The sequence below is a fragment of the Mesorhizobium sp. CNPSo 4689 genome (assembly GCF_057784325.1).
The window spans coordinates 21506-46054 of record NZ_JBWLUZ010000005.1 but is presented as its reverse complement, the minus strand read 5'-3'; the positions used below and the strand labels follow the sequence as shown (position 1 = coordinate 46054).

The 24549-nt window shown below is 64.5% G+C and carries 18 protein-coding genes; 11 read left to right on the top strand and 7 right to left on the bottom strand.

What is annotated here, in order from left to right; translation table 11 throughout:
- The 6 genes from AC04SI_RS10670 (at nucleotide 1) to AC04SI_RS10645 (ending at nucleotide 7869) form a co-directional block, all read left to right on the top strand.
- Nucleotides 1-1557 carry a Do family serine endopeptidase gene (locus AC04SI_RS10670; RefSeq protein WP_404277336.1) on the top strand — a complete coding sequence of 519 codons (1557 nt, stop codon included), beginning with the start codon at nucleotides 1-3 and terminating at the stop codon, nucleotides 1555-1557.
- 207 nt (nucleotides 1558-1764) lie between these two features.
- On the top strand, nucleotides 1765-2439 hold the full coding sequence (locus tag AC04SI_RS10665) for a response regulator transcription factor (protein ID WP_006199726.1): 675 nt from the start codon (nucleotides 1765-1767) through the stop codon (nucleotides 2437-2439).
- A 7-nt stretch (nucleotides 2440-2446) separates the two neighbouring features.
- The gene (locus AC04SI_RS10660) at nucleotides 2447-3922 is read left to right on the top strand and encodes a sensor histidine kinase (protein ID WP_404277337.1); all 1476 of its coding nucleotides are present in this window, start codon (nucleotides 2447-2449) and stop codon (nucleotides 3920-3922) included.
- Nucleotides 3922-6948, top strand: coding sequence for a bifunctional [glutamine synthetase] adenylyltransferase/[glutamine synthetase]-adenylyl-L-tyrosine phosphorylase (locus tag AC04SI_RS10655; protein WP_404277339.1), 3027 nt, complete (start codon nucleotides 3922-3924; stop codon nucleotides 6946-6948). The genes AC04SI_RS10660 and AC04SI_RS10655 overlap by 1 nt, the downstream gene beginning before the upstream one ends.
- Entirely contained in the window at nucleotides 6945-7421 is a 477-nt protein-coding gene (locus AC04SI_RS10650) for an EF-hand domain-containing protein (RefSeq protein WP_192183458.1), read from the top strand. The genes AC04SI_RS10655 and AC04SI_RS10650 overlap by 4 nt, the downstream gene beginning before the upstream one ends.
- Nucleotides 7422-7482: 61 nt before the next feature.
- Nucleotides 7483-7869 carry an ester cyclase gene (locus AC04SI_RS10645; protein ID WP_404277462.1) on the top strand — a complete coding sequence of 129 codons (387 nt, stop codon included), beginning with the start codon at nucleotides 7483-7485 and terminating at the stop codon, nucleotides 7867-7869.
- On the opposite strand, the gene AC04SI_RS10640 is transcribed toward AC04SI_RS10645, so the two are convergent.
- Together AC04SI_RS10640 and pepN are read right to left on the bottom strand one after the other, a co-directional pair.
- Nucleotides 7866-10187, bottom strand: coding sequence for a PAS domain-containing sensor histidine kinase (locus AC04SI_RS10640; protein WP_404277340.1), 2322 nt, complete (start codon nucleotides 10185-10187; stop codon nucleotides 7866-7868). The genes AC04SI_RS10645 and AC04SI_RS10640 overlap by 4 nt on opposite strands.
- Nucleotides 10188-10503: 316 nt before the next feature.
- Complete coding sequence (gene pepN / locus AC04SI_RS10635) at nucleotides 10504-13149, bottom strand: aminopeptidase N (protein ID WP_404277341.1); 2646 nt, start codon at nucleotides 13147-13149, stop codon at nucleotides 10504-10506.
- Between the two features lie 152 nt (nucleotides 13150-13301).
- Between pepN and AC04SI_RS10630 the strand changes: the two genes are divergently transcribed.
- On the top strand, nucleotides 13302-15608 hold the full coding sequence (locus AC04SI_RS10630; protein WP_404277342.1) for a xanthine dehydrogenase family protein molybdopterin-binding subunit: 2307 nt from the start codon (nucleotides 13302-13304) through the stop codon (nucleotides 15606-15608).
- A complete protein-coding gene (locus AC04SI_RS10625) occupies nucleotides 15521-16582 on the top strand; it encodes a DMT family transporter (protein ID WP_404277464.1) in 1062 nt (353 codons plus the stop codon). Before AC04SI_RS10630 ends, AC04SI_RS10625 begins: the two co-directional genes overlap by 88 nt.
- Before the next feature lie 48 nt (nucleotides 16583-16630).
- Here AC04SI_RS10625 and AC04SI_RS10620 read toward each other — a convergent pair whose 3' ends face one another.
- The 3 genes from AC04SI_RS10620 to AC04SI_RS10610 all read right to left on the bottom strand — a co-directional run bounded on the left by AC04SI_RS10620 (nucleotide 16631) and on the right by AC04SI_RS10610 (nucleotide 19095).
- On the bottom strand, nucleotides 16631-17446 hold the full coding sequence (locus tag AC04SI_RS10620; protein ID WP_404277343.1) for a helix-turn-helix domain-containing protein: 816 nt from the start codon (nucleotides 17444-17446) through the stop codon (nucleotides 16631-16633).
- A gap of 53 nt (nucleotides 17447-17499) precedes the next feature.
- A complete protein-coding gene (locus AC04SI_RS10615; protein WP_404277344.1) occupies nucleotides 17500-18381 on the bottom strand; it encodes a uracil-DNA glycosylase in 882 nt (293 codons plus the stop codon).
- A 69-nt stretch (nucleotides 18382-18450) separates the two neighbouring features.
- Nucleotides 18451-19095, bottom strand: a complete 645-nt coding sequence (locus tag AC04SI_RS10610) for a hypothetical protein (protein WP_488474203.1) — start codon at nucleotides 19093-19095, stop codon at nucleotides 18451-18453.
- Here AC04SI_RS10610 and AC04SI_RS10605 point away from each other — a divergent pair.
- From AC04SI_RS10605 to AC04SI_RS10595, 3 genes are all read left to right on the top strand, one after another.
- A complete protein-coding gene (locus AC04SI_RS10605) occupies nucleotides 19046-19246 on the top strand; it encodes a hypothetical protein (protein ID WP_404277480.1) in 201 nt (66 codons plus the stop codon). The genes AC04SI_RS10610 and AC04SI_RS10605 overlap by 50 nt on opposite strands.
- A gap of 44 nt (nucleotides 19247-19290) precedes the next feature.
- The gene (locus tag AC04SI_RS10600; protein ID WP_404277346.1) at nucleotides 19291-20970 is read left to right on the top strand and encodes an electron transfer flavoprotein-ubiquinone oxidoreductase; all 1680 of its coding nucleotides are present in this window, start codon (nucleotides 19291-19293) and stop codon (nucleotides 20968-20970) included.
- A gap of 141 nt (nucleotides 20971-21111) precedes the next feature.
- Nucleotides 21112-21711 (top strand): DUF922 domain-containing protein, encoded by a 600-nt coding sequence (locus AC04SI_RS10595; protein WP_404277347.1) that lies wholly within the window; start codon nucleotides 21112-21114, stop codon nucleotides 21709-21711.
- Between the two features lie 132 nt (nucleotides 21712-21843).
- On the opposite strand, the gene AC04SI_RS10590 is transcribed toward AC04SI_RS10595, so the two are convergent.
- Together AC04SI_RS10590 and AC04SI_RS10585 are read right to left on the bottom strand one after the other, a co-directional pair.
- Nucleotides 21844-22878 carry an endonuclease/exonuclease/phosphatase family protein gene (locus AC04SI_RS10590; protein ID WP_404277348.1) on the bottom strand — a complete coding sequence of 345 codons (1035 nt, stop codon included), beginning with the start codon at nucleotides 22876-22878 and terminating at the stop codon, nucleotides 21844-21846.
- Nucleotides 22879-22980: 102 nt separating this feature from the next.
- Nucleotides 22981-24441, bottom strand: coding sequence for an AMP nucleosidase (locus AC04SI_RS10585; RefSeq protein ID WP_404277349.1), 1461 nt, complete (start codon nucleotides 24439-24441; stop codon nucleotides 22981-22983).
- Between the last annotated feature and the right edge of the window lie 108 nt (nucleotides 24442-24549).

The following is a 24549-nucleotide window of genomic DNA, read 5'->3' as shown; positions in this document are numbered from 1 at the left end:
ATGAATATTGCCCCCAATTCATATTCCCGCACCCGCAAGCGCCTTCTGGCCGCCGTTGCCTCGCTGGCCGTTGCCGGCGCCGTCGGCTTTGGTGTCGTGACCACCGGAACGGCTCCAGTTCTGGCCGATGCCGTGCGTGTCGAGGCGCCGCAGGTTCCCGGCTTTGCCGACATCGTCGAGCGCGTCTCGCCAGCGGTGGTCAGCGTCAAGGTCAAGGCCAAGATCGAGCCGGCGGCCGATGATGGTTCCGACCAGTCGGACGACCAGGACGGCATGAACAACCTGCCCGACAATCCGCAGCTGCGTCGCTTCTTCAAGGAATTCCGCGGCTTTGGCGACCAGAACGGCCAGAACCAGTTCGGCAGCCGCCGCTTCAACCACCGCGACCACAACAACGACCAGCCGCGCCCGGTGGCGCAAGGCTCCGGCTTCTTCATCTCCGATGACGGCTATCTCGTCACCAACAACCACGTCGTCGAGGAAGGCTCGGCCTTCACCGTGGTGATGAATGACGGCAAGGAGCTCGACGCCAAGCTGATCGGCACCGACCCGCGCACCGATCTCGCCGTACTCAAGGTCGATGGCGTCGGCAAGTTCACCTATGTCGACTTCGCCGACGATTCCAAGGTCCGTGTCGGCGACTGGGTGGTGGCCGTCGGCAATCCGTTCGGCCTTGGCGGCACCGTGACCGCCGGCATCGTCTCGGCCCGCGGCCGCGACATCGGCGCCGGTCCTTATGACGACTTCCTGCAGATCGATGCCTCGGTCAACCGCGGCAATTCGGGCGGCCCGACCTTCAACCTCAACGGCCAGGTCGTCGGCATCAACACCGCGATCTTCTCGCCCTCGGGCGGCAGCGTCGGCATCGCCTTCGACATCCCGGCTTCAACCGCCAAGCAGGTCGTCGAGGATCTGATGAAGAACGGCTCCGTCCAGCGCGGCTGGCTCGGCGTCGAGATCCAGCCGGTCACGTCCGACATCGCCGAGTCGCTCGGGCTGAAGTCCGAGAAGGGCGCGCTGGTGTCGAGTGCGCAGGACGACGGCCCCGGCAAGAAGGCCGGCATCACCGCTGGCGATGTCATCACCCAGGTCGACGGCAAGGACGTCGCTTCGCCCAAGGAACTCGCCCGTCTGATCGGCGCCTATTCGCCTGGCAAGTCGGTCGACGTCATCGTGTGGCGCGACGGCAAGAGTGAGACCATAAAGGTCGACCTCGGCAAGCTGCCGGCAAGCGACAAGCAAGCCTCGACCGATCAGCAGCCGCCCGCCGCTCCGGCAAAGCCCGACACGCTGGCCGATCTTGGCCTCACCGTTACCAAGTCCGAAAAGGGCAAGGGGCTGGTTGTGACCGATGTCGACCCGGACAGCGACGCTGCCGATCGCGGCATCCAGCCCGGCGACATCATCACCTCGGTCAATTCGGTGGAGGTGAGCGGAACCGACGATGTCACCAAGGCAATGGCCGACGCGGTGAAGTCGGGCCGCAAGGCGGTGCTGATGCAGATCACCCGCGACGACTCCAACCGCTTCGTCGCCCTGCCTGTCGCCAAGGGCTGACATTCGAAACTTTTCCGGTGCGGCGGTTTCAACACCCCCGAGCCGCCGCGCGGGAAAGCACGGGGCCTGAATGCGTTAGTCAGTCATCGTGTTCCTCCCCCGGCGGCAGCGGGCTTCCCATCGCCCGCTGCCGCTCTAACTTAAAAGGCCCAGACGCAAATGCCGGCCACCACTCATTCTTCCAGCGAAATCGCGTATAACGGGTCTATGAAGATTCTTGTCATAGAAGACGATCGCGAGGCTGCGGACTACCTCGAGAAAGCCTTTGCCGAGGCCGGGCACACCGCCCATGTCGCCGGCGACGGCGAGACCGGCTTCACGCTTGCCGATGCCGGCGACTATGACGTCATGGTGGTCGACCGCATGCTGCCGCGCCGCGACGGCCTGTCGGTCATCGCCGGCCTGCGCTCGCGCGGCAACACGACGCCGGTGCTGATCCTGTCGGCGCTGGGCGAGGTCGACGACCGCGTCACCGGCCTGCGCGCCGGCGGCGACGACTATCTGACCAAGCCCTATGCCTTTTCCGAACTGCTCGCCCGCGTCGAGGTGCTGAACCGCCGCGCCAGCGCGCGCGAAGCCGAAACCGTCTACCGGGTCGGCGATCTCGAACTCGACCGTCTCTCTCACTCTGTGCGTCGCGCCGCGCGCGAAATCACGCTGCAGCCGCGCGAATTCCGCCTGCTCGAATATCTGATGCGCCACGCCGGCCAGGTTGTGACGCGCACCATGCTGCTCGAAAATGTCTGGGACTATCATTTCGATCCGCAGACCAACGTCATCGACGTCCATGTCTCGCGGCTGCGCGGCAAGATCGAAAAAGGCTTCGACAAGCCGATCCTGCATACGGTTCGTGGCGCCGGCTACATGCTGAAGAGCGGCTGAACCCAGCATGGCCCTTTCCCTGCCGGCCATCATGAGAACGACGGCGGCGCGGCTCTCGGCGCTCTATTTCCTGCTTTTCGCCCTCTGTGCGGTTCTGCTGGTCTTGTACATGACCTCGCTGTCGGCGCGCATGCTGACCGCACAGACGCAGGAGACCATCAATGACGAGGTGCTCGGCCTTGCCCGCGCCTATCAGCGCGGCGGGCTGCCGGTGCTGGTCCGCGTGGTCGAGGCCCGTTCCCGCCAGCCCGGCGCCAACCTCTATCTGATCGCCGATACCAACGGCCAGATCCTGACCGGCAATGTGCAGAGCCTGGAGCCGGGGGTGATCGAGACCGAAGGCTGGACGACGGAGCCCTTCTCCTACCGGCGCTTCGGCGAGGGCGAGCTCGAACGGCAGCGCAGCACGCCGGCCGACCAGAACGAGACGCAGCCCGGCCAGAACGAAGTCCAGGCCGAGGGCGAGAAGGGCCACAATGCGATTGCGTTGGTGCTGCGCCTGCCCAACCAGATGATCATGCTGGTCGGCCGCGATCTCGGCGAACCCGAGCGGTTCCGCGCCGTCATCCGCCGCTCTCTGATGCTGGCGCTGGGCATGATGGGGCTCGGCGGACTGCTGATCTGGTTCTTCGTCGGGCGCGCGGCGCTGAAGCGCATCGACAGCGTCTCCGAGGCCAGCCGCCGCATCATGGGCGGCGACTTGTCCGGGCGCCTGCCGGTCACCGGCGCCGGCGACGAATTCGACCGCCTGTCCGAGAACCTCAATGCCATGCTGGCCAGGATTGCGACGCTGAACGAAGGGCTGAAGCAGGTTTCGGACAACATTGCCCACGACCTGAAGACGCCACTGACAAGACTGCGCAACCGCGCCGAGGCGACGCTTTCCGGCAAGCACAAGACCACCGATTACCGGCAGGCGCTGGAAGGCACGATTGCCGAGTCGGAGCAGCTGATAAAGACCTTCAACGCCATTCTGATGATCTCCAGGCTGGAGGCGGGCTATTCCTCCGAGAGCACCAGCCGCGTCGATCTCGCCGCCGCCGTGCGCGACGTCGTCGAGCTCTATGAGCCGGTGGCCGAGGAGGCGGGCGTGACGTTGGAGAGCTCGGTCGTGGGCGATTTTGCCGTCAACGGCAATCGCGAACTGATCGGCCAGGCGCTGTCGAACATCGTCGACAATGCGATCAAGTACTCGACCGACGCGACCGGCAAGCCCGCGGTGCGCGTGGCGCTCGGGCGCGTCGGCGGCGAAGTCCGGCTTTCGGTCACCGACAACGGCCAGGGCATTCCCGACGATGCCGACCGCGCCCGCGCGACCGAGCGTTTCGTGCGGCTGGAAAAGAGCCGTTCGCAGCCAGGGTCGGGCCTGGGCCTCAGCCTCGCCAAGGCAATCATGACTTTCCATAACGGCAGGCTTGATCTTTTACCCGCCAATCCCGGATTGTCCGTGGTCATGGGTTTTCCTGCACGGGAGAACCATTGATGGCCGCGAGGAAGCCTGTGAAGCGGATCGAAACCGAATGGCATCTGCAACCGGTGGCAAGGCTGCTGCCGCTGGATGAAAACCGCGCCCGGCGTGAACTGTCGGAGATCGCTGACGCCGCCGAGGAAGAGGGTCTGCCCCGGCTGGCGAAGTTCCTGGGAGCCGAGGGCACCGTTCAGGATCTGCTCGCTGCGGTCTTCGACCTGTCGCCGTTCCTGCGTGATGCAGCGCGCCGCCGTCCCGGCATTCTCGATCAGCTGTTCGACGCCGATGTCGAGGCCCGACTGATCGCGATCGGCGAGGCGATCGGCAAGGCGGCCTTTACTGATTCCGTTTCGGAAACGAGCCTGATGATGGAGCTGCGGCTGTGCAAGGCCGAAGCGCATTTCCTGATTGCGCTCGCCGATCTCGCCGGCGAGGTCGAGCCCGCGCTGACGGTGCGCCGCCTCAGCGATCTCGCCGACGCCTGCACCCGCGCCGCCGTCGATTTTTTGCTCCGCGACGCGCATGGGCAAGGCAAGCTCGAATTGCCCGATCCCGAAAATCCGGCGCGCCAGTCCGGCTGGATCCTGCTCGGCATGGGCAAGCTCGGCGCGCATGAATTGAATTTTTCCTCCGACATCGACCTCGTCGTCTTCTTCGATCCGGAGGCGCCGGCGGTGACCGATCCGCTCGATGCGACGGAGCTGTTTTCGCGTCTCACCCGTCGCCTGGTGCGCATCCTTCAGGACCGCACCGAACACGGCTATGTTTTCCGCACCGATCTGAGGCTCCGTCCCGATCCCGGTTCGACGCCGTTGGCGATTTCCGAAGAGGCCGCGCTTCACTACTATGAGGGGCGCGGCCAGAACTGGGAGCGCGCCGCCATGATCAAGGCGCGCCCAGTGGCCGGCGATCTCGCCTCCGGCGCTGCTTTCCTGAAGGAGTTGCAGCCCTATGTCTGGCGCAAATACATGGACTACGCCGCGATCGCCGACGTCCATTCCATCAAGCGCCAGATCCACGCCCACAAGGGCCATGGCGAGATCGCGGTCAAGGGCCACAACGTCAAGCTCGGCCGTGGCGGTATCCGCGAGATCGAGTTCTTCGTCCAGACGCAGCAGCTTATCGCCGGCGGCCGCTTCCCGGAGCTGCGCGGCCGCGAAACCGTGCCGATGCTTGGCCAGCTTGCCGCGCGCGGCTGGATCACCGCCGACGCGCGCGATGCTTTGACCCGGCAGTACTGGTTCCTGCGCCGCGTCGAGCATGCCATCCAGATGGTCGCCGACGAGCAGACACATATCCTACCCGACAGCGATGATGGGCTGGAGCGCATTGCGCGCATGCTGGGCTTTGCCAGTGCCAAGACCTTTTCCGAGGCCTTTCGTGCGTCGCTGCAACAGGTCGAGCGCCACTACGCGGCACTGTTCGAAACCGCTCCGGAACTGTCGGCCGGAGTCGGCAATCTGGTCTTCACCGGCGATGTCGACGATCCCGACACGCTTCAGACCCTACAGCGCCTCGGCTTCCAGCGGCCGAGCGACATCTGCCGCGTCATCCGCGGCTGGCATTTCGGCCGCTACCGCGTCACCCAGTCGGCGGAAGCGCGCGAGCGGCTGACGGAGCTGACGCCGGCGCTACTGAAGGGTTTCGGCCAGACGCGGCGTGCCGACGAGGCGGTGATGCGCTTCGACGAATTCCTCGCCGGCCTGCCGGCCGGCATCCAGCTGTTCTCGCTGCTGCAGTCCAACCCGGCGCTGCTGAAACTGATGGCGACGATCATGGGTGCGGCACCCAGGCTAGCGGCGATCATCACCCGGCGGCCGCATGTCTTCGACGGCCTGCTCGACCCGGCCCTGCTCAACGAGTTGCCAAACCGCGCCTATCTGTCGGCGCGGCTTGCCGCTTTCATTGAAGGCGACCGCGCCTACGAGGACGTGCTCGACCGCTTGCGCATCTTCGCCTCCGAGCAGAAGTTCCTGATCGGCGTGCGGCTGCTTGCCGGCGCCATCGATCCGGCCCGCGCCGGACGCGCCTTTTCCGACCTCGCCGATCTCACCATCGAGGCAGCGCTGCAGGCCGTCATGGCCGAGTTCGCCCTGCGCCACGGCCGCATCGCCGGGGCCAGGGTGGCGCTGCTAGGCATGGGCAAGCTCGGCAGCCGCGAATTGACGGCGGGCTCAGACGTCGACCTCATCCTGCTCTACGACCACGATGCCGATGCTGAAGAGTCCGACGGCAACAAGCCGCTGGCCCCATCCCATTACTATACCAGGATGACGCAACGGCTGATCGCCGCCGTCTCGGCGCCAACAGCTGAAGGTGTCCTCTACGAACTCGACCTTCGCCTGCGCCCCTCCGGCAACAAGGGGCCGGTTGCTACTCATGTAGATGCCTTCAAAAAGTATCAGCGCCAGGACGCCTGGACCTGGGAGCACATGGCGCTGGCGAGGGCCCGCGCTATCGGCGGCGATGCCGCACTGTGCGCCGAGGTCGAGGCCGAGGTGGCCGCCGTGCTTGCCTTGCCGCGCGATGCCTCCAAGGTGATGGCCGAGGCGTCGGAGATGCGGGCGCTGATCGAGAAGGAGAAGCCGCCGCGCGATCTCTGGGACATCAAGTTGATCCCCGGCGGGCTCATCGATCTCGAATTCCTTGCCCAGGTGGCGGTTATCACGGGCCAGGTCGAGGCCGGCCGCAGGGTTACCGCGACGGCCGACATCCTGGCGCGGCTGGCGCCGGATTTCGTCGGCGCCGACATCAGGCAGGAGCTATGCGATGCCTACCGGCTCTATCTGGCGCTGACCCAGATGATCAGGCTCTGCCTCACCGGCGTCTTCGAACGCGACGACGTTCCGCCGGGCCTATCGGATCTGCTTCTGGCGGTCACCGACCTGCCGGATTTCGGTGTGCTGGAAGCACACCTTAAGGAGACGTCGCGAAAGGTCAGAAAGGATTTCGACCTTTTGCTTCGTGCAGGACAGTCGCAACAACGAGCGGCGGTCCCCGATCGCATCGGGGGTGACGATGCAACAGGAGAAGACCAATGAGAAAGTCAACCAAACTTGCCCTCGCTTTCGCAGCCCTTGCCGGCGCCGTCGGCACCACGGCCTATGCCGAAAACAATGCCAGCGCCAAAATGCGCGACGACATGATGATGCGCCTCGACAAGACGATGAGGGATTCGAACGGCACCATCACCTTCGACCAGTTTTCCGACGCCATGAATGCTCGGCTGAAGAAGATGGTCGCCGACAATGGCGGCAAGCTCACCGTCGCCCAGCTCGCCGATGCGCTGGAAAAGGCGCGTTACGAGCGCATGGCCAAACGCATCATCGAACGCTACGACACCAGGGGCGACGGCACGTTGACCACCGACGACATCACCAGCCGCCAGAAGAAGGTCTTCGCCATGCTGGACAGGAACAATGACGGCAAGATCGAGAAGAGCGAACTGCCAAAGGGCGGCCGCTTTGGCCGTCACCGTCCATCGGGCGGCAACGACGAAGACGGCATGCAGTGACCCCGGCTACCGGCTCCGGCGGCGCAGCCGCCGGCGCTTGTGGGAAGATAGGCCGATTGCCGTGACCAAAATCGATCTCGCGAATATTTACCGCGACTACATCGCCTGCCTGAACAGCCAGGATTTGTCGAAGCTCGGACGGTTCGTTGACGACGAGGCGATCCACAATGGCCGGCGGATCGGCTTGTCGGGTTATCGCGAAATGCTGGAGAGGGACTTCGAGGACATTCCGGACCTCTATTTTGATGTCCGGATGCTGATCTCCGATCCGCCCTACATAGCGAGCCGGATCGCATTCGACTGCAGGCCAAGGGGAAGGTTCCTTGGCCTGGACGTAAACGGCAGGAGAGTGTCGTTCGCCGAGAACGTGATCTACGATTTTCGCGGCGGAAAGATCGTGGAAGTGTGGTCGGTTATAGATAAGACCGCCATCGAAGCTCAGCTTTAGGCCGCTGCCTTCACCGCCGGCGTCGCCTTCTTCACCGGGATGCGCACCGACACGATGGTGCCGACGCCTTCGGTCGAGCGGATCTTCAGTGCGCCGCCCTGCAGCTCGGCCAGCGAGCGCGAGATGGCCAGCCCGAGGCCGGATCCGGCATGGTTCTTGGAAAACTGGTTCTGCACCTGCTCGAACGGCCGGCCGAGCTTGCCCAGCGCTTCCTTGGGGATGCCGCAGCCATTGTCCTCGATGGTCAGCACCAGCGCGCCCGAGGTGTTGCGCGCCCTGACCGAAATGTGACCGCCTTGGCCGGTGAACTTCACCGCGTTGGACAGCAGGTTGATGACGATCTGCTTGATCGCGCGCCGGTCGGCGTAGAGCCGCATCGAATCGGCGATACGGGTTTCCACCGTGATCGATTTCTCGGCCGCCTGCAGCGAGACGACGCGCACGGTTTCCTTGATCAGGGGGCAGAGGTCGATCTCCTCGCGGTCCACCGAGAACTGGCCGGCCTCGATCTTCGACATGTCGAGAATGTCGTTGATGACGCCGAGCAGATATTTGCCGCTGCCGTTGATGTCGGTGGCATATTCCTCGTAGCGCGGCGAGCCGAGCGGCCCGAACAGGCCCTGTTCCATCAGTTCGGAAAAGCCGATGATGGCGTTGAGCGGCGTGCGCAATTCGTGAGACATGTTGGCCAGGAATTCGGATTTCGCCCGGTTGGCCGCCTCGGCGCGCTCGGTCTCCTTCATATATTTGCGATTGAGCTCGACGAGCTCGCGCGCCCGTTCCTCTTCCGCCCGGCGGGCAAGGCTGAGATCGTGGATCGTAGCCATCAGCCGGCGCTCGCTATCGACCAGCTTCTCCTGGTGCAGCTTGATCTGGGTGATGTCGGAGCCGACCGAGACGGTGCCGCCGTCCCTGGTCCTGAGTTCGTTGACCTGCAGCCAGCGGCCGTCGGCAAGCTGCCGCTCCAGCGTTACGCCGCCCTGCGGCCCGTTGCTGTTGGCGAGCCTACGCTCCGAGGCGAAGGCCAGCATGCGCTCTTCCAGCGCCGTACGCGCCGCGCCCGGCATGACGTCGCGGTCCGAAAGGCCGTTGTCCTTCTGGAATTTGGAATTGCACATGATCAGGTGCTCGGAAGCATCCCACAGCACGAAGGATTCGTTGATATTCTCGATCGCTGTCCTGAGCCTGAGATCCGCGGCTTCCGAGCGCAGCGCCAGATGCCGCTGCTCGGTCACGTCGACGGCAATGCCGATCAGCTGGATCTCCGGCGCTTCCGGGTCGATCACCTGGGCCCTGGCGCGCATCCACACCCACTGCCCGTCGGCGTGCCGCATGCGGAACACCTGGTCGATATGGTCGATCTCGCGCTCGACGATGCGGTTGGCAAGATCGAACAGGTCGCCATCTTCGGGATGGATGATCTCGTCGACCTCGCCGAACGACAGCATCGTATCGCAGGGCTCGTAGCCCAGCATGTCGTACATCGAGCGCGACCAGTACATCTTGCCGCGCACCATATCCCAGTCCCAAAGGCCGCAGCGGCCGCGCACCAGCGCCATGTCGATGCGCTGGTGTGCTTCGAGGTAGATGCGGTCGGCGGCCTGAGCCCGCGCCGCCTGGCCGAAATAGGCATAGAGGATGATGATCAGCACGCCGGCCGTCAGCACGAACAGCGTGACGTTTAGGGAGACTGTCTTGCGCCAGCTGTCGAAGACCGCTTCCTGCGGCACCAGCACGGCGGCCGCGTTCTTGCGACTCGCCGTCAGGCTCACCGCCGCAAACCAGTCCTGTCCGCCGATGCTGACGTTCATGACGCCGGCGCGCTCGCCGAACATGAACAGTGGCTGGCCGCCCTGGACGAGGCTGTCCAGCGAGCGTCCCTGCCAGCCGGTCGACAGCGGCGATACGGCAATGATCTTGAAGGCGCCGTCGGTGACGGCAAGCACATGGCTTCGGCCCATGGCGCCCAGCCGGCCGGCATTCTCCAGAAGGTCCAGCGCGCCAGTGGAGGCAGCGTTGGGATCGGCGGCAATGGCGCTCGCCATCTGGCCGGCCGCAAGCGAAAGGATGGCCTTGGTGTCCCGCTCCACCTCGTCGCGCTCGTTCATCAGCGACAGGACGCGAAGTGCCGCGATGACGACCAGGAACATAATAATGAGGGCCGGGATCGAACGGCGCAGCAAGGGCTCGGCTGCCAAGAGCCGCCGGTAGGCGGGTTCGGCGATCAGCCGCGTGTTGCCCGCAAGGCCGTCGCCCCGCGCCTCACGCCGCTCAAAAGCCGTCCCTCCGGGCGCCCCCCACGCGTCCGCCTTGGCCATAAATGGCTACTCCCCGAATTCCCTATGCTTGACGATCCGGCAACACCGCACGTCCGAATCGTCTGTAAGGAATCAAAGGTGATTCGCCTTGTCCAGAGGCGCGGCCAAAAAAGATTAAAAATCGACTAAAATAACGCCTTTCCGACCCGGCAGGCGCGATCCTCTCTTCTCCCCTGTGCGAGAAGGTGGCCGAGCGAAGCTCGGGCGGATGAGGGGTGCTCCAGCTTGGCGCTGACAGCACTCCTTCCAACACCCCTCATCCGTCTCGGCGCTGCGCGCCGATCCTTCCCCCACAAGGGGGGGAAGGGAAGGGCGCTCACGCCAGCGTGCGCTCCACAATGTCGCGCAAATCGGCCGACAGGTTTTCGGCACTGGCGATCTTAAGCAGCGCCTCCCTGGCCTTGGCCTGGCGGATTGGCTCCAGCGAGCGCCATGAGCGCAGCGCCGTCGCCAGCCTGGCCGCTACTTGCGGGTTGCGCTTTTCGACCGCGAGAACAGTCTCGGCAAAGAAGCGGTAGCCTTCGCCGTCGGCGCGGTGGAAGCCGGTCTGGTTGGCGCTGGAGAACGTGCCGACCAGCGAGCGCACCCGGTTCGGATTGGCCATCGAGAACCCCGCGTGCTTGGTTAGGACGCGCACCGTCTCGACGGTTTGCGGACCGGGCACGCCGGCCTGGATCTGGAACCACTTGTCCATCACCAATGCGTCGCTGCCATATTTCGTCTCGAAATCGGCCAGGGCTCTCGCCGCCTCGGGCGAGCCGCGATGGCGGTGCGCAAGCACGGTCAGCGCCGCGGCGCGGTCGGTCATGTTGGTGGCGGAACGGAAATGGCGGGCCGCGAGTTCGGTGCCTTCCGGCAGCAGCGTGAGATAGTCGAGCAGGATGTTGCGTAGCGACCGCCGCCCAGCGCTCGCCGCATCCGGGCTGAACGGCCCTTTGTCGGCAAGGCGATCGTAGAGACTGGTGAAGGTCTCGCGGTTCGCGTTGGCGATCGCCATCGCCAGCGCCTCGCGGGCGGTGAAGATCGCGTCCGGGTCGATGCCCTTGCCGATGTCGCGGGCGATGTCGGCCTCGCCGGGAAGCGCCAACGCCAGCGCGCGGTAGGCCGGCTCCAGCGTCTCGTCGCCGGCGATCTTGCCGGCAAGCTCGGTCAGCCGGGCCGTGTAGGCCGGCTCTCTGCCGCCGAGGATCTGGCGGAAGGCCGCAATCAGTGCGTCGGTCAAAAGCGTGTTGAACGCTTGCCAGCGCGAGAAGCTGTCGCTGTCATGGCCGGCCAGGAAGAACTGGTCGTCGGCCTTCTGCTCGACCGACAGCGTGATCGGCGCTGAGAAGCCGCGGTTGAGCGACACAGCCGGGCGCTCGGCCACGCCCGAGAAGCGCACAACCTGCCGGCGCTTGCGGATGTGGATGACGCCGTCCTCGACGGTGGCACCCTCGACGCCCTCATAGGCGACGGGATTGCCATTGGCGCCGACCAGGCCGAAGGCCAGCGGAATGTGCATCAGCCGCTTGCGGCTTTCCGACGGCGTCGGCGGCACCGACTGCTCGATCTCCAGCGTGAATTCCCGCGCAGCCGGATTGTGCGTCGAGCTCACCGTCAGGTTCGGCGTGCCGGCCTGATGGTACCAGAGCGCAAACTGCGACAGGTCGCGCCCGGAAACATCCTCGAACACTTTCAGGAAATCCTCGATCGTCGCCGCCTCGCCGTCATGGCGTTCGAAATAGAGGTCCATGCCGGCACGGAACGCGTCAGCGCCGAGGATGGTGCGGATCATGCGCACCACTTCCGAACCCTTTTCGTAGACCGTCGCCGTGTAGAAATTGTTGATCTCGCGGTAGCGGCGCGGCCGCACCGGATGTGCCAGCGGCCCCTGGTCCTCGGGGAATTGATGCGCGCGCAGCGTACGCACCTCGGCGATGCGCTTCACCGCCCGCGAGCGCTGGTCGGCGGAGAATTCGTGGTCGCGAAAGACCGTCAGCCCTTCCTTCAGGCAAAGCTGGAACCAGTCGCGGCAAGTGATTCTGTTGCCGGTCCAATTGTGGAAATACTCATGCGCGATGATCGCCTCGATATTGGCGAAATCGGCATCTGTCGCGGTCTCCTCGTCGGCCAGCACATATTTGTCGTTGAAGATGTTGAGGCCCTTGTTCTCCATCGCCCCCATGTTGAAGTCGGACACGGCGACGATGTTGAAGACGTCGAGATCGTATTCGCGCCCGAAGGCTTCTTCATCCCATGTCATCGACCGCTTCAGCGCATCCATCGCGTAGCTGGCGAGCCGCTCCTTGCCGGGTTCGACAAAGATGCCGAGCTCGACTTCGCGGCCGGACATGGTGACGAAGCTGTCGGCCACCTTGCCGAGCGCGCCGGCCACCAGCGCAAACAGATAGGATGGCTTGGGGAAGGGATCGTGCCAGACCGCGTAGTGCCAGCCATCGGCAAGGTTGCCGCTGCCGGCCGGGTTGCCGTTGGACAGAAGCAGCGGCGCCTCGTCCAGCTTAGCCTCGATGCGCACCGTGTAGACCGACAAGATGTCGGGACGGTCGAGGAAATAGGTGATGCGGCGAAAGCCCTCGGCCTCGCATTGCGTGCAGTAGACAGAGTTGGAGCGATAGAGGCCCATGAGAGTTTCGTTGCCCGCCGGCGCGACTTCGGTCTCGATCAGCAACTGGAAGCGGGGCGCCGCCGGCGGCCGGGAAATTGTCAGTTGATCCGGCGTCGCCAGGAAATCCGTGGACTGAAGCTCGCGGCCGTCGATGGCGACACGGATGAGCGTCAGTCCGTCACCATCCAGAACCAGCGGTGCAGATGCCGCGACGCCGTCGCGACGTTCGATCGTCAAGGTTGCGGTGACGCGGGTCGCCTCCGGGGAAAGGCGGAAAACAAGGCTGGTTTCCAAAATGAGATAGTCGCTGGGGCGATAGTCTTCGAGCCTGAAGACATGGCCGGTATCGGTGCGCATTCCGTTGGGTTTCCCGTCGATTTGCGTGGCGGAAAGTGTGTCCGCTGGTCCAAAAAATTTGAAGTCCGCGCTCTTTACACGAAACGGTCACTCGACAAAACTGCACCAGTGCCTATTTCAGGCACTCGTTTCCCAATCATCGCGAGGCATTCATGACCGTCGTCACACCGAAATTCGGCATGGGCGCTTCCGTGTTGCGTCGCGAGGACCAGGCTTTCATCAAGGGTGAGGGGCGTTACACCGACGACATCAGCCCTGCCGGCCTGCTGCACGGCTATGTGCTGCGCTCGCCGGTCGCCAAGGCGAGCTTCACCATCGCCTCGACCGAAGCGGCAAGGGCCGCGCCTGGCGTCCATCTGGTGCTGACCGGTGCCGATCTCACCCATCTCGGCAAGCTGAAGTCCGGCGTCATGCAGCGGCAGCCCGACGGCACCAAGGCGCCGACCCGCGACATCCCGATCCTGTGCAGCGACAGGGTCAATTATGTTGGCGATGCCGTCGCCTTCGTCGTTGCCGACAGCCGCGCGCTGGCGCAGGACGCGGCCGAGATGATCGAGGTCGACTACGACAGCGAGGATGCCGCCTCCGGCACCGCCACCGCGTTGGATGAAGGCACGCCGCTGGTCTGGCCGGAACTCGGCTCCAACCGCGCCTTCACCTACCATATCGGCGACAAGGCCCGGACTGCGGCTGCCTTTGCCAAGGCCGCGCACGTCACCCGCATCGAGTTCGTCAACAACCGGTTGGTCTGCAACTACATGGAGCCGCGCTCGGCGATCGGCGAATGGAATGTGGACGAGAACCGCTTCGTGCTGACCACGGGGTCTCAGGGCGTGCACTCGATGCAGTACATCATCGCCGACCTGTTCAAGATCAAGAAGAGTGAGCTGCGCGTCATCACGCCGGACGTCGGCGGCGGCTTCGGGCCGAAGAGCTTCGTCTACCGCGAATATCCGCTGGTGCTGGAGGCGGCCAGGCGGCTGGGGCGCCCGGTCAAATGGGCGGGCGACCGCACCGAGCATTTCCTCACCGACGCGCAAGGCCGCGACAATATCGTCAAAGCCGAAATGGCCCTCGACAAGGACGGCCGCTTCCTCGGCATGAAAGTCGACCTATTGGCCAATATGGGCGCCTATGTCTCGCAATACGGGCCGTTCATCCCCTATGTCGGCGTCACCATGTCGACCGGCGTCTACGATATCGGGGCGCTCGACGTGTCGGTGACCGGCCTCTACACCAACACCTGCCCGGTCGATGCCTACCGCGGCGCCGGCCGTCCGGAAGCGGCTCTGCTGCTGGAGAAGCTGGTCGACGCCTGCGCCCACGATCTCGGCCTGCCGGTCGAGGAAGTCCGGCGGAAGAATTTCATCCGTCCCGAGCAATTCCCCTACCGCACGCAGACCGGCCGCCTCTACGACACCGGCGAATTCGCCGGCCATATGGATCGCGCCATCGACCAGGCCGAGTGGAAGGCGTTCCCGAATCGGCTGGAACAGTCGAAGGCAGGCGGAAAGATCCGTGGCATCGGCATGGCGACCTATATCGAGGCCTGCGCCTTTCCGGGCTCCGAGCCGGCCTTTGTCGAGCTGAACGGCGATGGCACGGTGACGCTTAAGATAGGCACCCAGACAAACGGCCAGGGCCATGCTACCGCCTACGCGCAATTCCTGTCGGAGAAGCTCGATCTGCCGATCGAAAAAATCCATGTCCGGCAGGGCGACACCGACGAATTGAAGGATGGCGGCGGCACCGGCGGCTCGCGCTCCATTCCCCTTGGCGGCGTATCGGCGTCTCGCGCCGGCGAGGACCTCGCCAATAAGATCAAGCGCATCGCCGCCGACGAACTCGAGGCTTCGGCGGGCGACATCGAACTCTCCGATGGCGTCGCCCGCATCGTCGGCACCGACCGCACGATCGATTTTTCCAGCATCGCCAAGGCGGCCAAGACGCCGGACGATCTCAAAGGTTTCGGCGAATTCGTCCAGGATGAATGCACCTATCCGAATGGCACCCATATCTGCGAGGTCGAGATCGATCCCGACACCGGCACGACGGACATCGTGCGCTACACCATCGTCGACGATTTCGGCGTCACGGTGAACCCGATCCTGCTCGCTGGCCAGGTGCATGGCGGCGTCGTCCAGGGCATAGGCCAGGCGCTGACCGAAGACACCGTGTATGGCGAGGACGGCCAGCTTCTGACGGCGAGCTTCATGGATTATGCCATGCCGCGCGCCGACAATTTCCCGTTCTTCCATTTCGAGACCCGCAACGTGCCTTCGACCACCAATGCGCTCGGCATCAAGGGGGCCGGCGAGGCCGGCACGATCGGCGCGACGCCGGCCGCGCTCAACGCGGTGACCGACGCGCTCTGGCGCGCCTACGGCATCAGGCATATCGAGATGCCGGCAACGCCGGCGCGCATCTGGGCGGCGATCCAGGAAGCATCGCCGGCGTGACGGCGGAGAAGAGGGCCGAGCCGAAGGTTGGCGGCGATCATGCCGTCGGCCACAGCACATTGCGGGGCATCGCGCTCAAGATCGTTTCGGTGGCGGTCTTCGTCGGCATGTCGACCTGCATCAAGGCGGCAGGCACGGTGCCGGCCGGGCAGATCGTCTTCTTCCGCTCCTTCTTCGCCATCTTTCCGATCATCGCCTTCCTCGCCTTCAGGGGAAAGCTCGGCACCGCGTTCACGACCAAACGGCCGTTCAACCACGTCGCGCGCGGTGTCGTCGGCGTCGGTGCCATGGGGCTCGGCTTCTTCGCGCTGACCAGACTGCCGCTCCCGGAGGCGATCACGCTCAACTATGCCCAGCCGCTGCTGGTGGTGGTGTTCTCCTCGATCTTCCTCGGCGAGGCGATCCGGGTCTATCGCTGGAGCGCGGTCGCGGTAGGGCTTGTCGGCGTGCTGATCGTCTCCTGGCCGGAACTGACGCTGCTGCGTTCGGGCGCCGCCCTTGGCGACCAGGAGGTGCTTGGCGTCATTGCAGCGCTGACTGCCGCGGCGATCTCGGCCGTCGCCATGCTTCTGGTGCGCAACCTCGTCCAGACCGAGAAGACGGCGACCATCGTGCTCTGGTTCTCTTCGACGGCGAGCGTCATGTCGCTGTTGTCGCTGCCGTTCGGCTGGCAGGCGCTGACGTCGGGCCAGACGGCGCTGCTGGTGGCGGCCGGTTTCTGTGGCGGGCTCGGCCAGATCCTGATGACGGCGGCCTACCGCCATGCCGAAGCCTCGGTCGTGGCGCCGTTCGAATACACCTCGATGATCCTCGGCGTCGTCGTCGGCTATCTGGTGTTCGGCGACGTGGCGTCGCTCAACATGCTGGTCGGCGGCGCGATCGTGGTGGCGGCCGGCATCTTCATCATCTGGCGCGAGCGGCAACTGGGCCTGGAGCGCACCCGCACGCGAAAGGCGACGCCGCCGCAGGGGTGAGGCTGACTTCGTTCTGTCGAGTTCCTTCAAACCCCGCGACCTTTCCGGTTACGACGCCTTCGCCGCCTGCTCCTTCGCCATCCGCACCAGTACCGTTCTCGTCTGCTCGTCGGCCGGGAAAAAAGACTCGATCGCCAGTTCCGACAGCGTCACATCGAGCGGCGTGCCGAAGACGGTGATGGTGCTGATGAAGGACAGCACCTGGTCGCCATGCGCGAGCCTCAGCGGATGCACGATACCATCAGGCTCGACCGGAACGGGACGCCCGCCCTTGAGGCCGGACGGATAGGACCGCAGTTCACGCTCCAGCTCGATCAGCACCGGATCGCCGCTGGCATCGTTCTGGTGCTTCAGGCGCTCCAGCAGATGCGTCCGCCATTCCGCCAAATTGACGATGCGCGGCGCGACGCCGCCCGGATGCAGGCTGAGCCGCAGCACATTGACCGGCGGCTTGAGCAACGACGCTTCGCTGACATCCGCCAGCAGCGGGCCGATGGCGGCATTCGCCGAAACCAGATTCCAGTGCCGGTCGACCGCCAGCGCCGGAAAGGGCTCGTGCCCCTTGAGCACGGTCTCGACCGCGGCCATCGCCGGCGCCAGCGAGGCATCGGTGAGCGACCGCTCGCTGAAGCTTGGTGCAAAGCCCGCCGCAAGCAAGAGTTGGTTGCGTTGCCGCAGCGGGATCGACAGCTGTTCGGCCAGATGCAGCACCATGTCGCGCGAGGGCGCGGCGCGGCCGCTCTCGACGAAGCTCAGATGCCGCTGGGAGATCTCGGCCTCCATGGCGAGGTCGAGCTGCGACATGCGCCGCCGCGTGCGCCATTCGCGGATCAGGCTGCCGGCGGAACTCTGGGCTGTTGTCATGGGGCATGGTTAGGCCGGTGCACGGCGCATTTCAATTACCTGGAAGGTTATCGCTAGGTGAGCGCCCGCAGCTTCGCCTTCACCTCGAGAAAATCTCGCCAGGCCAGCTTCTTGTGCGCCGGCGTTCTGAGCAGATAGGCCGGGTGCAGGGTCGGCATGGCCGGAATGGCGATGCCCGACGCGGTGGTATGGACGCGCCAGTTGCCGCGCAGCCGCAGGATACCCTCGGTGGTGTTGAGCAAGGTCTTGGCCGAGGGGCCGCCGAGATTGACCAGCACCTTGGGATTGACCAGCTCGATCTGCCTTTCGATGAAAGGGCGGCAGATTTCGGTCTCGTGTGGGGTCGGCGTGCGGTTGCCCGGCGGCCGCCACGGGATGACATTGGCGATATAGGCCGAAGTCCTGTCGAGGCCGATCGCCGCCAGCATGCGGTCGAGCAGCCGGCCGGAGCGGCCGACGAATGGCAGGCCTTCGAGGTCCTCGTCCCGGCCCGGCGCTTCGCCGACCAGCATCAACTCCGCGTTCGGGTTGCCGTCCGAGAACACCAGGTTTTTGGCGGTGAATTTGAGGTTGCAGCCGTCGAAGGCCGCCATGTGCTGGCGCAACTCCTCTAAGGTTGACGCCGTCGCCGCCAGTTGCCGTGCAAGTGCGGCCTGCGCTTCGTCCGGTACCGTCGCTGCGCCAGCAGGCGCGCGCGCGGGTGGCGCGTCCGGCAACCGGCTCATGTCGGGCCGTGACGGCGCTGATGGTGGTTGCTGTTGAACGTTTTCGCGCGCTGGCGCCGCTGCCATCGGCGTGCTCTCCGCCGGTTTCGGCACCGCCTCGGCAAACCGGTTCACCGGCGCGTCCTCGAGCGCGTCGTCGACGCCGGCACTGGCATAGAAGGCGAGCAGGTCGGCGAGGTCGGATCGGTTGATGGGGGAGGCGGCAGTCATGCCGCCACCATCGTTCGCGCGGCATGAATTTGCAAGGTTGGACCGTGTGTTGAACTATGGCGGCATACTTCATCCGGTTGGTATGCGCGGATCTTGCACCAGATAAAACGTCCAGCGCGGCGTGTAGTCGGTGATCAGGAATTCGAAGCGGCCCGTCATCAGCGGATCGATCTTGCCATTCTTGAACAGCAGCCGGTCATAGGGTTCGAAGTCGCGGTCGAAATCGGCAAAACTGCTCGATATGATGTTGTCGGGCGTCTTGTTGCGCTGGTCGAACGACAGGCCGTCGCCGAACACGCTCGGCTGGTTGAGGATCTCCTGCAGCTCGAACTGGAACTCGACCCAGGCCTGCCCGCTGTTGTTGAGCACTTCGATGCGCATGTACATGATGCCGTTGGCGACATCGCCGGCCCTGCCGAACGCCTCGATCGGTTTTGTGGTACGGATGGTCAGCGTCATCGGCGTCGCCGAATTCAGCTCTTCGGTGATGACGATCGGATCGTCCTTGGTGCCGATGCCCGAAATGCCGGTGATGTGGAAGCCGCCGAGTTCGTCGGAAAAGGAATAGGCGCCGGTCGCCCAGACCTTTAGCTGCTCGCCATGGGCCTCGGTGGCAACCAGCGGCGAAAGGAGCAGAAGAGCCACGCGGCAGGCCAGGCCGGGCATGGAGAAAAAGCGCGTCAATGAAAAGCCGGATGGCTCAGGCGGGCGCATGCGGCGAAGTATGGCCGATAAGCAAGCCGCCGAACAATTGAAAAAGCTGCAGCCGGATGTTTCTCCATCAGCCGCGACTTTTTGTCGAAATCGGTATTGTCACGCCAGCGCCGGTTTCCCGTCGCGTATTGATGCGCTATGCAGCGGATAAGCCAGCAAGATACCGGGATGGGATAAGCCAGTGCGGAGGGGTTGATGAGCGACATCGAACGCGAGAGCATGGAATTCGACGTGGTCATCGTCGGCGCAGGCCCTGCCGGCCTCGCTGCCGCGATCCGTCTCAAGCAGGTCAATCCCGAGCTTTCCGTCGTCGTCCTGGAAAAGGGCGGTGAGGTCGGCGCCCACATCCTGTCCGGCGCCGTCGTCGATCCGATCGGCATCGACCGCCTGCTGCCCGGCTGGCGCGAGGAAGAGGGGCATCCCTTCAAGACGCCGGTTACCGACGACCATTTCCTGGTGCTCGGCCCTGCCGGCTCGTTCCGCCTGCCCAACATCTTGATGCCGCCGCTGATGAACAATCACGGCAACTACATCGTCTCGCTCGGCAATGTCTGCCGCTGGCTGGCGACCAAGGCCGAGGCGCTCGGCGTCGAAATCTATCCGGGCTTTGCAGCGGCGGGCCTGCTCTACAACGATGCGGGTGCCGTCACCGGCGTCATCACCGGCGACATGGGCGTCGAGAAGGACGGCACGCACGGCCCGGGCTTCGCGCCGGGCATGGCGCTGATGGGCAAATATGTGCTGATCGGCGAGGGCGCGCGCGGCTCGCTGGCCAAGCAGCTGATCACCAAGTACAAGCTCTCCGAAGGCCGCGAGCCTGCCAAGTTTGGCATCGGCCTCAAGGAACTCTGGCAGGTCAAGCCGGAGAACCACAAGCCGGGTCTGGTGCAGCATTCCTTCGGCTGGCCGCTCGACATGAAGACCGGAGGCGGCTCCTTCCTCTACCATCTCGAGGACAACCAGGTCGCCGTCGGCTTCGTCCTCCACCTCAACTACAAGAATCCGTATCTGTCGCCGTTCGAGGAATTCCAGCGCTTCAAGACCCATCCGGCCATCGCCGGAACCTTCGCCGGCGCCAAGCGGTTGGGCTATGGTGCGCGCGCCATCACCGAGGGCGGCTTTCAGTCTGTGCCGAAACTGTCTTTCCCTGGCGGCGCGCTGATGGGTTGTGCTGCGGGCTTCGTCAACGTGCCGCGCATCAAGGGCTCGCACAATGCGGTGCTCTCCGGGATGCTGGCGGCCGAGCATGTCGCAGAGGCGATCGGCGCCGGCCGCGCCAATGACGAGCTTTCTTCCTACGAGGCGGCATGGCGCGCGACCGACATCGGCAAGGACCTGAAGAAGGTGCGCAACGTCAAACCGCTGTGGTCGCGCTTCGGCACCATCATCGGCGTCGGCCTCGGCGGCCTCGATATGTGGCTGAACACGCTGTTCGGCTTCTCGCCCTTCGGCACGCTGAAGCACGGCAAGGCCGACTATGCGACACTGGAGCCTGCCGCCAAGCACGAGAAGATCGCCTATCCCAAGCCCGACGGCGTGCTGACCTTCGACCGCCTGTCCTCGGTGTTCCTGTCCAACACCAATCACGAGGAAAACGAACCGGTGCATCTGCTGGTCGCCGACATGGCCCTGCAGCAGCGCTCCGAGCACGACGTCTTTGCCGGCCCTTCGACGCGCTACTGCCCGGCCGGCGTTTATGAATGGGTCGACAAGGACGGCAACGCCGCCGCGGACCCGACGGCCAAGGACGTGCGCTTCGTCATCAACGCGCAGAACTGCGTCCACTGCAAGACCTGCGACATCAAGGACCCGAACCAGAACATCAACTGGGTGCCGCCACAAGGCGGCGAAGGCCCGGTCTATCAAAACCTGTAAGCCAAGCGCCGACCGGGCCGTCTCGACCGCCGCAGGCAAAAATGCCGGAGAGGGCCCGTCTGCCAGAGCATGTGAGACATTAGGACTGTTGAAACTGCCACGCGCTTGTGTTTCCATTCTCGGACGATACGGAGATGGCCAATGCGCCTGGCAGTTCTGACATGCCTCGTGGCGATCGCCGCCTTGTGCGGTTCCGCTGCGGCCGCCTCGGCCGGCAGCAAGGTGGTGGTCAAGACCAGGACCTATGACATCACCGGGACCACGGGGCTGGCGCTGATGGAGGCCATGGACCGTAAGGGACCGAAGCACGGCTTCATGACGCATGCCATCGCGCAGACCGGCTATACCGTCGACTGGGACCTTGACGCCGGCCAGGACAATGGCGTCTGCCGCATGCGGCGGGCCAACGGCACGCTCAATCTCATCTATACATATCCCCGTGTCGCCTCCGCCACGACGCCAGCCCTCCAGAAGCGCTGGAAGCGGTTCTTCACCGGCGTCCGTGTTCATGAGGAGACCCACGGCCGCATCGCCAGGGAGATGATGCGCGTCACCGAGAGGTCGATCCAGGGGCTGAAAGTTGCCGACGACCCGTTCTGCTACAAGACGCGTCGCGAGGCGCGGCGGCGCATCGAGGCCGCCTATGCCGCATACGAGGCGAAGCAGAACGCTTTCGATGCCCGCGAGCATCGGAACGGTGGTCATGTCGAGCACCTCATCATCGCTTTGATCAAGCCTTGAAGGCTCTTCATCCAAGGGCGGACGCGGATCAACGCGCTCCCGCCCACCCCTTCGGGGTGTGAAGGATCACGGCGACTTTCGTTCTGCGCACCATTTGTGCCACGCCGCTGAAGTCACGCAAGGGAACTCGTATCAGCCTGGCGTCTTGCCATCCGACTGCCCCATCGCAGCAAGAGCCGTCTCATGCTCGTCAGGCTTCTTGTCATCGGGCCGCAGCGAGAACTCCACCATCACAGGAAGATGGTCGGAGCCGGTGTCCTCCAGCCGCGATGCCGAATGGATGACGACGGCACCCTTGCTGAAGACCTGATCGATCGGCAGCCCGGCGTAGCGCCGCAGGAAGTCCGGCAGCTTGAGAAGGGTCCAGGTCGGCCCGGCCGAGGGCATCACCGTCAGTCCGCCGAGCGAGGCGACGCGCCGCACGGCCGCGCTCCACGGCACGGCGTTGCAGTCGCCAGCCATGATCGCCGTCTCGCCGAGCGAGGAGAGTTGCTGTGACAACTCGCCGATCTGCCATGACTGTTCCCGAGGCCATGGCCAGCTGAGATGGATGGCGGCGACTTCGACGGTGGTCCCGCCGAAATCGACCTTCGCAATCGCCATCGCGCCGCGCCGTTCGCACCAGGGCTCGCTGCCGGCGACAAAGGGTCGCCTGGAGAGCAACGCGACACCGAACACGCCGTTGGGATAGGGGCATAGGATCCGGTAGGGATAGGCGCTGGTGATATAGCCAAGCTCGGCCGTCCACATCTCCGACACCTCGTCGAGGGTAATCACGTCGGGGTTGGTCCGGCCGATCAGCGACAGTACCTTCTTCGGCGTCGGATTGTCGTAGCGCAAATTCATCTGCAGCAGTTTGTAAATGGGCTGATCGACCGGCTTGCCGACATAGGCGGCCTGCACCTGCCACAGGCGCGGCAAGGCGTTCGACGTCGTGGCGAAGGCCGCCACCGCAAAGACGAGCGCCGCGGCCGCCTGCAGGCGAAACGAGGTGGCAAGCAGCGGCAAGGCGCACAATGCCATCAGCACGGCCAGATGGACACGGAAGTGGGAGAATGAATCGAAAGCCGGATGCAGCGTGCCAAAAAACCCGGCCACTAGCGCGGCCGAGAGACCCAGCATTGCCAGGAACGCCATCGAAGCCATCATGTTTCGCACGCGTGCCATCAGACCAGGCTTTGCATCGCCGAGGTGTCCAGCCTGTTTATCGGTCAAAATGCGGCCCAATCAAGATGACCAAATGCCTCGCCGGGAGCCTGCGGGCCGCGCCTACTGGAAGGCCGTTTCCGAAAAACTTCGGAGCTTGCGCGAATGCAGTCGATCCATCGGCATCCCGGCCAGTTTTTCCATCGCCCTGATGCCGATGGTCAAATGCTGCGCCACTTGCCGCTTGTAGAATTCCGTCGCCATGCCGGGCAGCTTCAGCTCGCCATGCAGTGGCTTGTCGGAGACGCAAAGCAGCGTGCCGTAGGGCACGCGGAAGCGAAAGCCGTTGGCGGCGATCGTTGCCGATTCCATATCGAGCGCGATCGCCCGCGACTGCGACAGCCGCTGCACCGGCCCTCGCTGGTCGCGCAGCTCCCAGTTGCGGTTGTCGATCGTGGCAACGGTGCCGGTGCGCATGATGCGCTTCAAATCGTAGCCGGAGAGCCCGGTGACTTCCGCCACCGCCTCCTGCAGCGCCACCTGGATCTCGGCCAGCGGCGGGATCGGCACCCAGACCGGGAGATCGTCGTCCAGCACATGGTCTTCCCGGACATAGGCATGCGCCAGCACATAGTCGCCCAGCGCCTGCGTGTTGCGCAGCCCGGCGCAGTGGCCGAGCATCACCCAGGCATGCGGGCGGAGCACCGCGATATGGTCGGTGATCGTCTTGGCGTTCGAAGGGCCGACGCCGATATTGACCATGGTGATGCCGCCATGGTTCGGCTTCTTCAAATGATAGGCCGGCATCTGCGGCAGTCGCTGCGGCGGCGTGCCTTCGCTGGGCATGCTTGCCCCGGGGCGGGTGACGACATTGCCTGGTTCGACGAACTCGGCATATCCGCCGCCGCCATTGGCCATCAACTCGCGCGCACGGCCGACGAACTCGTCGATGTAGAACTGATAGTTGGTGAACAGCACGAAGTTCTGGAAATGCTGCGGCGTGGTCGCCGTATAATGCGACAGCCGGTGCAGCGAATAGTCGATGCGCTGTGCCGTGAACGGCGCCAGCGGCCGCGTCTCGCCGAACGCCACTTCGAAGGTGCCGTTGGCGATCTGGTCGTCGGTGCCGTCGAGGTCCGGCACGTCGAACAGGTCGCGGATCGGCCGCTTGATGCGTTCGGCGGCAGTGCCGTCGACATGGGTGCCTTCAAGGAAGGCGAAATGCAGCGGGATCGGCGTGGTCGATTCGGAAACCGTGACCTGAACGCCGTGATTGCGCATGATCAGGCGAAGCTGTTCGATGAGATAGCTCTCGAAGAGCATCGGCTGGGTGATGGTGGTCGAGAAATGGCCTGGCGTCGGCATATGGCCATAGGCCTGCCGCGAGTCGATCTGCGTGAAGGAACTCGTGGTGACGCCGATCTCCGGGTAGAAGGCCCGGTAGCGCTTGTTATAGTCGCCGCCCGCGGCCAGCGCCGTGAAGGAATCGCGCAGGAATTTGGTGTTGCGGTCGTAAAGCGCTTGCAAGGCCGCGACCGCCTTCTTGGCGTCGTCGAAGCTCCGCTTGCCGAAAGGCTCCGGCATGACGACCGATTCGATGGCTTGGGGGTAGATTCGCTTTTCCATGGCTCAATATAGAGATTTGGAAGAGCGCTTGGGAGGGGTCGAAAGCCCGAACGTGACCGAGCGCGT